Source organism: Rheinheimera sp. (genome assembly GCF_020217005.1).
Lineage (GTDB): Bacteria > Pseudomonadota > Gammaproteobacteria > Enterobacterales > Alteromonadaceae > Pararheinheimera.
The window spans coordinates 1-10000 of record NZ_JAIWOI010000359.1; the positions used below are offsets into that span (position 1 = coordinate 1).

At 47.9% G+C, this 10000-nt stretch carries 7 protein-coding genes; 4 read left to right on the forward strand and 3 right to left on the reverse strand.

The window, feature by feature from the left end:
- The coding region (locus LDL40_RS17760) for a YciK family oxidoreductase (RefSeq protein WP_300996809.1) at positions 1-561 on the reverse strand (561 nt) is incomplete at its 3' end.
- Positions 562-780: 219 nt separating this feature from the next.
- On the opposite strand from LDL40_RS17760, the gene LDL40_RS17765 reads away from it, so the two are divergent.
- The 3 genes from LDL40_RS17765 (at position 781) to tmpT (ending at position 4961) form a co-directional block, all read left to right on the forward strand.
- Positions 781-3174 (forward strand): VolA/Pla-1 family phospholipase, encoded by a 2394-nt coding sequence (locus LDL40_RS17765; protein ID WP_300996811.1) that lies wholly within the window; start codon positions 781-783, stop codon positions 3172-3174.
- 143 nt (positions 3175-3317) lie between these two features.
- Positions 3318-4307, forward strand: a complete 990-nt coding sequence (gene sohB / locus LDL40_RS17770) for a protease SohB (protein WP_300996812.1) — start codon at positions 3318-3320, stop codon at positions 4305-4307.
- A gap of 3 nt (positions 4308-4310) precedes the next feature.
- Complete coding sequence (gene tmpT, locus LDL40_RS17775) at positions 4311-4961, forward strand: thiopurine S-methyltransferase (protein ID WP_300996813.1); 651 nt, start codon at positions 4311-4313, stop codon at positions 4959-4961.
- 51 nt (positions 4962-5012) lie between these two features.
- Here tmpT and LDL40_RS17780 read toward each other — a convergent pair whose 3' ends face one another.
- Positions 5013-6320 (reverse strand): dicarboxylate/amino acid:cation symporter, encoded by a 1308-nt coding sequence (locus tag LDL40_RS17780; protein WP_300996814.1) that lies wholly within the window; start codon positions 6318-6320, stop codon positions 5013-5015.
- A gap of 166 nt (positions 6321-6486) precedes the next feature.
- Between LDL40_RS17780 and LDL40_RS17785 the strand changes: the two genes are divergently transcribed.
- A complete protein-coding gene (locus LDL40_RS17785) occupies positions 6487-8691 on the forward strand; it encodes an Ig-like domain-containing protein (protein WP_300996816.1) in 2205 nt (734 codons plus the stop codon).
- Between the two features lie 55 nt (positions 8692-8746).
- Here the strand turns inward: LDL40_RS17785 and astB are convergent.
- Positions 8747-10000, reverse strand: a 1254-nt coding sequence (astB, locus tag LDL40_RS17790) for an N-succinylarginine dihydrolase (protein WP_300996817.1), incomplete at its 5' end; no start/stop codon positions are given.

The following is a 10000-nucleotide window of genomic DNA, read 5'->3' on the forward strand; positions in this document are numbered from 1 at the left end:
TGTACCCTGGTATTCGGCTGCCATCAGTTGCATTAAACCTTCAGTGGCAAACTTAGAGACCGCATAGCCTCCCCAATAAGCTCTGGCCTGACGACCCACACCTGAAGACGTGAAAACAATAGAACTTTGAGGTGCCAATTTCATTACAGGGATCAATGCCTGACTCATCAGCATGGCTGCTGTGACGTTAACCTGCAAAATATCCTGCCAGGTCGCCAGGTCCAGATGTTCAAACGGACTTAATACGCCAAGCATGCCAGCGTTGTGCAACAGTCCGTCTAATTTACCAAACTCCGCTTTTATAGTAGCGGCCATGTCGTGGTAGTGTTTTGCCGTGGCTCCCTTTAAATCCAGCGGCACTATAGCCGGCTCTGGCCAACCTGCTGCTACTATTTCGTCATAGACAGCAGTCAGCTTTGAAGTTGTTTTGCCTAACAGAATGACTGTAGCGCCATATTCGGCGTAGCTAAGTGCCGCCGCTTTGCCAATGCCATCGCCAGCACCAGTGACCAGAATAACTTTGCCTGCAAGTGACTGGGCCTTCGCCTGATAATTAAACATAAATAGGGCTCTTCGCAGTTAAAAAACGGCCGCAGCATACCTGCTCTGTACTAATTTTGCACCTTTCTTCAACTAGCTTGATTTTGAGCTAGCGAATTTTTTCCGATTGGGTTAAGTTTAACTGGTCGTAGCTGTTAAAGGCTAACATTACAAAACCAACGACTCCGTTAGATAACTATCGGGGCAGAATAAGAAAAATACAGGACACGGGGAGAAGATATGAACAAGCTTTTGCTTAGCTTTGCCATTGCCAGTGCATTAGGTTTAGCCGGTTGCGGTGGTGAGTCACTGGACGAAATTAAAGACGATACTCAAACAGGTGGTGAGGTTCAGGTTCCTTTATCACGCGTAGTCTATGACCCGGCCAACGGCGTATTGTCGGCCCCTAACGATTTATTACTACAAGGCACTACTGACGGCACCTTGTTTATGCCTGGTGAGAAAAATGCTGCCGGAACTCACATTGATGCGCCGAACTATGCTGATCCAACTACTGCTCTTGGCGCTTTGGATGGCTGGTCTACGCAAAACCCTTTTACTGTTGCTCTTAGCTTCACTGCAGGTGTGACTTTAGATGCAGCCAGCGTGCAACAAGCTGGTGCTGTGTATTTAGTCGAAACCCTGATGGGTGATCCGGCATCACCTGATGCTAATTGTCGTGCAGTGCCGCGTGGTACGGCCTGTAAAGCAGTGGACAGCCTGACCTATGGTGTGGATTACATCTCACGCGCCAGTGGAAATAGTGTGGCCATTATCCCATTAAAACCTTTAAAACCAGCCACGACTTATATTCTGGTGTTCACTGATGCAATAAAAGATAGTGAAGGCCGTTCTGTAGCACCTTCTTCCTCCTATGAACTGGTGAAGCAGGACATTGCAACTAAGCCTTTAGGTACTGCAGCTCAGTTGGCTCTGCAAGCTGTGATTAACAGCTTTGAAAATGCGGTATCAGCAGAGTCCATTAATAAAGCGGGTATTATCTATACTGCGGCTATTACGACTCAGTCAACAGCTCCGGTATTTACCACTATTAAACAGTTAATGGCACCAAGCCCGTTAAATAACAACACTCCACCTTCAGTGATGCTGACGAATACAGGCGCAGTAGTGTCTGATGTGTTGTTCCCGGGCCAAGCTGTAGCGGATAGCCTGGCTGATCCACGTTTTATCTTTAAACTGGCCAAACTCTACACTGGTACTATCAACCTGCCATACTATTTAGGGGCTGCAACAGCAGAGAACCCTACAGCGCCACTAAGCACGCGCTGGACGGCACGTTGTGACTCTGGCGCCATCATTGCCTCTTTAACTCAGGCACAAAAAACTGCGCTGGAAGCCGGTATTACTAACCCGGCGCAGGCTGGCAACGATGCATTTTGTAATGCAGCTTCCAATGGTGCTTTGCGTGATTTTGGTTTAGACAAACAACGCCACCTGACTAAGTTTAATGTTATTCCTAAAGTAAACAGCACTCAGACTTTAGCAGTACAGGTGACAGTGCCTGATGAAGTTCGTGGCGCTGCTTTAGGTTTGGTTAAACCGGCCGCAGGCTGGCCAGTAGTGATACTGCAACACGGTATTACTTCTAAGAAAGAAGATATGTTAGCTATCACAGGTGCTTTATCAGCCCGTGGTTTTGCCACTATAGCTATCGACCATCCGTTACACGGCAGCCGCGGCTTTGGCGCGTTAAACGCAAGCAATGGCAATGCAACTGTGTATATGAACCTGTCTAACCTGTTGGTCACCCGCGACAACCTGCGTCAAAGCATCGCAGATATGCTGGGCTTACGTTTAGGTATGAACTTTAATAATCAGCCAGGTTTATTAAATACTCAGGACGTTCAGTTCTTAGGTCACTCTTTAGGTGCTATTTCAGGTACTTCGATGGTGGCTTTAGCCAACACAACCACAGGCAATGCTCAACTGGATGCTTTGTATAAAATCCGTGCTGCAACTCTGGCTATGCCTGGTGGTGCTGTCGCGAACTTCCTGTTAGATTCGGCTTCTTTTGGTCCTACGATTAAAGCGAGCGTGTTGTTAGGTGCAGGTGGTGCAACAGCTCAGGGTTATATTGACTTCGCAACTAGCAATAGCTGTGGCGCTGGTCAGTCAGCACCTTACGCTGCTTGTTTTAACTCGTTCGTACAGGCGCTGTCGGCTACTAACCCAACTGCTTTAGCTGCGTTGAATGCGTCCTTCTCCTCCTTCGCTTTTGCGGCTCAGACTGTGACTGATGCTGGTGATCCAAATAACTACGCTGCTATGCTGGCGGCCTCTGCAACACCTACTTATATAATTGAAGTGGTTGGTGATCAGGCATCACAATTACCGGATCAGGTGATACCAAACAGAACACCTATGCCTCTGGCTGGTACTGAACCTTTAGCGGCCTTGTTAGGTGCATCAGCAGTAAATAATGTCGCTGGTACATACCCTGTTACCGGTACTGCGTTAAGTCGCTTCATTGCTGGTGGTCATAGCTCCATTCTGAGCCCAACTGCCAGTGCTGCTGCCACAACTGAGATGCAAAGCCAAAGCGTCAGCTTCTTTATGAGCCGTGGCGCTGGTGTATTGGTTACTAATGGTGCAGTGATGGCTCCAGCCAACTAACAGCTTTATGTCGTTGTATAGGCCCGGCTCAGTAGCCGGGCTTTTTTTTCGAACAAATCTGGTCCAGCCAAAGATTGATCCGCTTGTATTCGATTTTTTTGCCGCCATCAGGCTACAATGCCGGGAGTTTTTCTTGAAAAGGAATGGAAGTGGAATTTTTATATCAATACGGTTTATTTTTAGCAAAAACCGCCACAGTTGTTATAGCCCTGGCTGTGATCATTCTTGTGGTTGCTGCCGCTAAACAAAAAGCGAAAAAAGGCGAGCTGGAGTTTAGTGATCTTTCAGAACAGTATCAGGAGCTGACAGCCGATCTACAACAGCAACTGCTGGACAAAAAAGCTTACAAAGCCTGGTCGAAACAACAAAAGCAGCAAGAAGAGCCAAAAGAGCGGCTTTTTGTGCTGGATTTTAATGGCAGTATGGATGCGCACGAAGTGGAGGCTTTGCGTGAAGAAGTGACGGCAGTCCTGGCCGTAGCTTCAGCCACAGATGAAGTCTTGGTCCGACTGGAAAGCCCGGGTGGGGTAGTGCATGGTTATGGTTTGGCTGCATCTCAGTTGGATCGGATCAAGCAGCAAAACATTCGGCTGACAGTAGCCGTCGATAAAGTTGCGGCCAGTGGCGGTTATATGATGGCTTGCATCGCAGATCGTATTCTGGCTGCTCCTTTTGCTATTGTTGGCTCTATTGGCGTGGTGGCTCAGTTGCCTAATTTTCATAAACTGCTGAAGAAGAACCATATTGATGTAGAGCAGTTCACGGCAGGTGAGTTTAAACGTACTGTTACTGTTTTTGCTGAAAATACCGACAAAGGCCGTGAAAAGTTTCAGCAAGAGCTGGAGCAAACCCACGTGTTATTTAAAGATTTTGTGCACAAGCACAGACCAGTCCTCGAGATGGACAAGGTAGCCACAGGCGAACATTGGTTTGGTTACCAGGCGTTGACCTTGAATTTAATCGACCAGCTTCAAACCAGTGACGATTATCTGGTGCAGCAATTTAGCAACAAAAAAGTGGTGCAGGTGAAGTATCAGCTTAAACGTAAACTGGCTGAAAAAGTCGGTTTAGCGGCAAGCACTGCAGTTGCTGCCAGCCTGAACAAGTTAGCCAATCTGAGTTTTTGGCGTTAGGTTATGCACGCTGAGTTTTGGCATCATTGCTGGCAAAATCAACGTATTGGTTTTCATCAATCTGACGTTCATCCTTTGTTGCCTGTAGTGTTATCCCAACTGTTCTGGGATCAGACAAAAGCTATTTTTGTGCCTTTATGTGGCAAAAGTCTGGACTTGTGGTGGTTATCAGGGCGGGGGCAGGTGATAGGCGCAGAGCTTTCAGAGTTAGCTTGCCAGCAATTTTATCAGGAACAGCGACAGCCCTATGTTGTGTCTGGCTACAAAGAGTTTCGGCATTTTTCCCATCAAAATGTGGCGATCTGGCAAGGGGATTATTTTCGCTTAGAGCCCTCGCAGCTGGGGAGCATAGGCCTGATTTATGATAGGGCTGCACTAATCGCTTTGCCTGCTCCAATGCGCTTTGAGTATGTTCGCCAGTTAAAGCAACTTTGTCAGGGACCAGTGTCCCTGTTGCTATTAAGTCTTGAATATCCGCAGGAGGAAATGTCCGGACCACCTTTTTCGGTCGCTGAGCAGGAAATCAGGCAACTGTTTGATTTCGCTTCCTCAATTGAGCTGTTAGCAGTGCGTAATTTAACTGGACGACCTTTCGCACAGCGGCAATTTCAGGTCAGTCAATTGGTAGAAAAAGCATTTTGGATCCGTTGGTGATGGGCCAATAAAAAAACGCCGCAGATGCGGCGTTTTTTATGCAAAGCTTTTTTAACTGTTTTTTCCTGCGTCAGGATTGTTAAAGCAGTCTTCATCAAACTGATTTTCGCTTTTGGCAACCAAGCACGACACCATAGCGTCCCCCGTAATATTCACAGCAGTACGGGTCATATCTAATAAGCGGTCAACACCAATAATCAGCGCTATACCTTCAACAGGTAAGCCTACTTGTTGCAGTACCATCGCCAACATAATCAACCCCACTCCAGGCACACCAGCAGTGCCTATAGAGGCTAAAGTCGCGGTCAGAATGACCATCAGATAATCCATAGTGGTTAAATCAATCTGAAACACCTGAGCAATAAAGACAGTAGCGACACCCTGCATAATAGCTGTGCCATCCATATTGATAGTGGCGCCTAAAGGTATAGTGAAGGAAGCGATGCTATTGCTAACCCCCAGTTTCTTGGTGGCGGTTTCCATATTCACCGGAATAGTTGCGTTGCTGCTGGACATGCTAAATCCGAATAGGGCGGCATCTTTCATTTTTCTGAAAAACATGAGCGGATTTAAACGGCCAAAAATTGAAATGAAGCTGCCGTATACGATAAAACCGTGAAAAAACAATGCAAAAAGCACAGTGCCAAAATACCAACCTAAGCTTTCCAGGTCTTTTAAATCCAGACTGGTAAAGAGTTTTGCCATCAGAAAAAACACACCGTACGGCGCCAATGCCATCATAAAGCTAACCAGCTTCATCACTACGTCGTTTAAATCGTTAAACAAAGCTCTCACTCTGGCGCCGGCCTCACCTGTTAAAGCCACAGCTAAACCAAAGAGCACAGAAAACACGATAATTTGCAACATTTCGCCTTTCGCCATCGCCTCTACCGGGTTACTTGGGAACATGTTGATAAAAACCTGAGTGATAGAGGGGGCCTGCTGTACGCTAAATTCTGAATCAGCTGTCATTTGTACGCCGGCACCAGGTGACACCAGCACTGCAAAGAAAATGGCGATGGCTATCGCTATAGCCGTGGTCAGAATATACAAACCCACCGACTTACCACCCAGCCTGCCCAAAGTACTGCCATCGCTTAATGAACTGGTACCGCACACCAGAGAGACAAACACCAGAGGGACAACCAGCATCTTTAAGCTGGCGATAAAAATTTGCCCTCCGGCATGAAAGATACCATCGACAAAAAAGGCACGCAGGCCAAGCTCTGCACCAAACAAACTTAAAGTCCGCTCAGCTTCACCCGCTAACAGGAACTTAAATAAAGCGCCAACCAGAATACCGAGCGCCATGCCGATCAGAATACGTGGGGTAAGACCTAATTTCTTTTTTGAATTCATTTTTATCTTTGTGAGTCCAGAAAAATGCCGCTTAGCCTAACAGTTTGTGAGTCAAAAGAAAAACTGCAACTGACGGAATTATTTTGCACTTTGGCTTAACCCAGTGCAAAAGTTTCGACTAAGCTAGAATGATTACAATAAGTTAGCGCATCCAGGGAGAATCCAGATGCTTAGATTCAGGTCGTATTTTGTCTTAGTTGTTATGGTTCTCTTGTCCGCTTGTGGTGGTGGGGGCGGTACCATCAGCGATAATGGTGGTGGTGGAACTACCGAAGTGATCAGCATCCGCCTGGATTTAAGTACTGCCGCTGGCACAGTATCCTCTGAGGTCAGCAAAGCCCAGCCTCTGACCTTAACCGCTACCTTATCCTCGTCCACAGGCCGTTCTATGGCCGGGCAACTGGTGACTTTCAGTTTTAACGATGAGCTGTTGGCCAACTTTAATAATGAAGCGGGTACAGCGCAGACCAATAGTAATGGCGTGGCTACCATTGGAGTGATTGTGGGCACCAAAAGTGGGGCTGGGACCATAGCCGCGACACTAACAGGCGGCCAGTCTACTACCATAAGTTTTGCTTCCGCAGGGGACGCCGATGATGTCGAACCAGAAAAACCAGTTGGCTCATTACGCCTGATCGCAGATAACCTGCAATTAGGGTCAGGCGGCACAGCAAAAGTGGCGTTGTCTGCTGTAGTGCTTGATACCAATAACATTTTACAATCAGGTGTCACAGTACAGTTCAGCGCCAGTTCGGGCGAGCTGCAGGTGAACAGCGCCGTGACTGAAGCAGATGGGGTGGCGAAAGCCACTTTGTCCAGCAGTGTGGATTCGTCCCTGCGTACTGTGAAAGTGACGGCTTCAGTGGGTGACAAAAGCGCGACATTGGACATTAACGTGGTTGGAACCTCCATTTTGATCAGCGCTCCACGTTCTATGGTATTGGCCGATACTGTGACTATAACGGCCGATCTGACTGATTTTGATGGCAAAGGCATACAAGGGCAACGTCTGACGGTGACTTCGGCTTTGGGAAATCCGATCACCAGCACTTCGCTGGTGACAGCGGGAAATAGCGGCCGTGTCAGCTTTAGTTACAGGGCTGTTCAGGGAGGAACCGATGAAATCCGTGTCGCGGGGTTAGGTGCCACAGCTGTTGCAAGCATCAGTATTCAATCCGACCAGTTTAGCTTTCTGACCAGCAATCTGATCGAAGTTCCGTTAGGCACTGAACAGGCATTGACGGCTGAATGGCTGGTTAACAATCTGCCAAATGTAAATAAAGCCCTGAATTTCACCACGACCAGAGGGACTCTGGGCCTGGTGTCAGGCAATCTGACCGGAGTGTCGGTGGATCAAACAACCAATGCTCAAGGTCAGGCATCAGTGCTGGTTACCTCAAATTTTGCTGGTTTTGCCAATATAGCGGCGACAGAGATCCGGCCTGGTGCGACTGATCTGCTGACAACTCAGACTCGTGTTGAATTTGTTGCAACTGTGCCGGATTCGGTGAAAGTTCAGGCTTTTCCGGCTCAGGTCGGGCCCGGTGAGCAAAGCGTGATCCGCGCTGTGGTGCGTGATCAAAACAATAATCCTGTGAAAAACCGTTCTGTGGCTTTTACCCTCAACGGCGCTCCCGGAGGCCAAATTAATCCCGCCACAGCGGTCACGGATTCTCAGGGCCTTGCCAGCACTGTCTTTACGGCAGATAACAGCACAGGGGCTGGTACTGGCGCGAATTTAAATGTTCAGGCGACTGTGCTCAATACCCTGCCGGTCGTGGCGGATAACACCCCGGTAGCAGTGGGAACCAGAACTCTGTTTTTCCGTTTTGGCACAGGTAACACCATAGAGGAGCCCAGCCAGTCAGTGTTCAGCAAAGAGTTTTCTATTCTGGTCACCGATTCATCCGGCAATCCAGTTGCAGGACAGGACTTGAATGTTTCTGTATTACCCGTCAGCTATAACAAAGGCTTTTGGAAACCTGAACCAGATTTAATTGATTTTGAATACTGGGATCCCGTAGTGACAGTCGGAGATTGTCAAAGTGAAGATGTAAATAACAATGGCATTATGGATCCGGGTGAGGACTTTAATGCTGACGGCCAGTTAACTCCGGGTAATGTAGTGTCTGTGCCAAGGACAGTGCGGGCCGATGCGAACGGTATTGCAACTTTTGATATGGTTTATCCAAAAGATATAGCACCCTGGACGCAAGTGTTGCTGACTGTGACAGGTTTTGCTGATGGCTCGGAGAACGTGTCCAGCAGGGAATTCAGAACCGTAGTATCAGGAAATTACGTGGCAGATGAAAACTCTGCACCGGCACGTAACCCCTTTGGTTCTAGCGCAAATTGTGCGGACACTGATTAACTAAAGCCATTAGAACGAGCGAATAAAAAAGGCGGACAAGTCCGCCTTTTTTAGCTTAATTACGCTGGAACTGGTACACAGATCCCAGTTTTAAGATTTGTGTTAACTCATCTAAAGCCTGACGGCTTTCAACCAGGAGTTGAGGATCGGCTAAATCAGCCTCACTAATCTGGTCGCGGTAATGTTTATCTACCCATTGATTTAACCGGATAAACAAGCCATCGTTCATCAATACCGCCGGATTGACTGCCTGATGCTCTGCGTCGCTCATCGCCACGCGCAAGCGCAGGCATGCCGGGCCACCGCCATTTTGCATACTTTGTTTTACATCAAAATAATGCACCTGGCGCACAGGAGTACCACGTCCTGTCAGTTGTTCCAGATAAGCCGAGACTGTTTCGCTGTCGCGACACTCAGTTGGCGCAATAATGGCCATATCACCATTGGGTAAAGTCACCAACTGGGTATTAAACAAATAAGTCTTTACTGCTTCAGACACCGAGACTTCAGAAGTTTTTACTTCAATAAAGTGCAGATCTGCAGCAGAACCAAACTTACGACGAATCTCGTCGAGTTTACTTTGGGTATCAACAAAAGCCTGTTCGTGGAAAAACAGTACATTCTGGTTACCTACAGCAATCACGTCATTGTGAAACACACCCTGGTCAATGACATCCGGGTTTTGTTGCATCATCACGGCGCCGTTTTCAGACAAGCCGTGCAAACGGGCGACAGCTTCACAGGCTTCCAGCGTATGCCGGGCAGGAAAGCGTTTAGGCGCTGGTTTTGATGAGTCAAACGCATAACGACCATACACAAAGAGCTCAACGCCAGCCTCGCCATAAGCGCTGCATAAGCGGGTATGGTTGGCCGCACCTTCGTCACCGAAATGATCGTTATCCGGCAAATGCTGGTGATGAGCAAAGTGCTTATCATCATTGAACATAGCTTTGAGGATCCGACCCGTGGTCAAAGGTTCCAGTGAGCGGTGAAACTTATTGGTTAAGTTTGCCGGGGTAAAATGAATTTTACCATCTGCAGTATCTGCGCTCGGTGAAATAGTTGCGGCGTTGGCTGTCCACATACTGGAGGCTGAACAAACAGCTTTCAGCACTGCTGGGGCTTGTTTTGCTGCTTTACTAATCACCTCACTGTCAGTGCCGGTAAAGCCTAAACGTCTTAAGGTATAGACATCAGGTCTTTCCTGTGGCGCCAGTACACCTTGCACTAAACCTAGTTCGGATAGGGACTTCATCTTCTGCAAACCCTGTTTAGCGGCTTGTTTCGGACTTGAGGTATTTTTGGCGTT

Coding starts and splice junctions, on each gene's coding strand:
- tmpT (WP_300996813.1), top strand. CDS start 4,311: ATGCACGCTGAGTTTTGGCATCATTGCTGGCAAAATCAACGTATTGGT.
- LDL40_RS17780 (WP_300996814.1), bottom strand. CDS start 6,320: ATGAATTCAAAAAAGAAATTAGGTCTTACCCCACGTATTCTGATCGGC.
- LDL40_RS17765 (WP_300996811.1), top strand. CDS start 781: ATGAACAAGCTTTTGCTTAGCTTTGCCATTGCCAGTGCATTAGGTTTA.
- sohB (WP_300996812.1), top strand. CDS start 3,318: ATGGAAGTGGAATTTTTATATCAATACGGTTTATTTTTAGCAAAAACC.
- LDL40_RS17785 (WP_300996816.1), top strand. CDS start 6,487: ATGCTTAGATTCAGGTCGTATTTTGTCTTAGTTGTTATGGTTCTCTTG.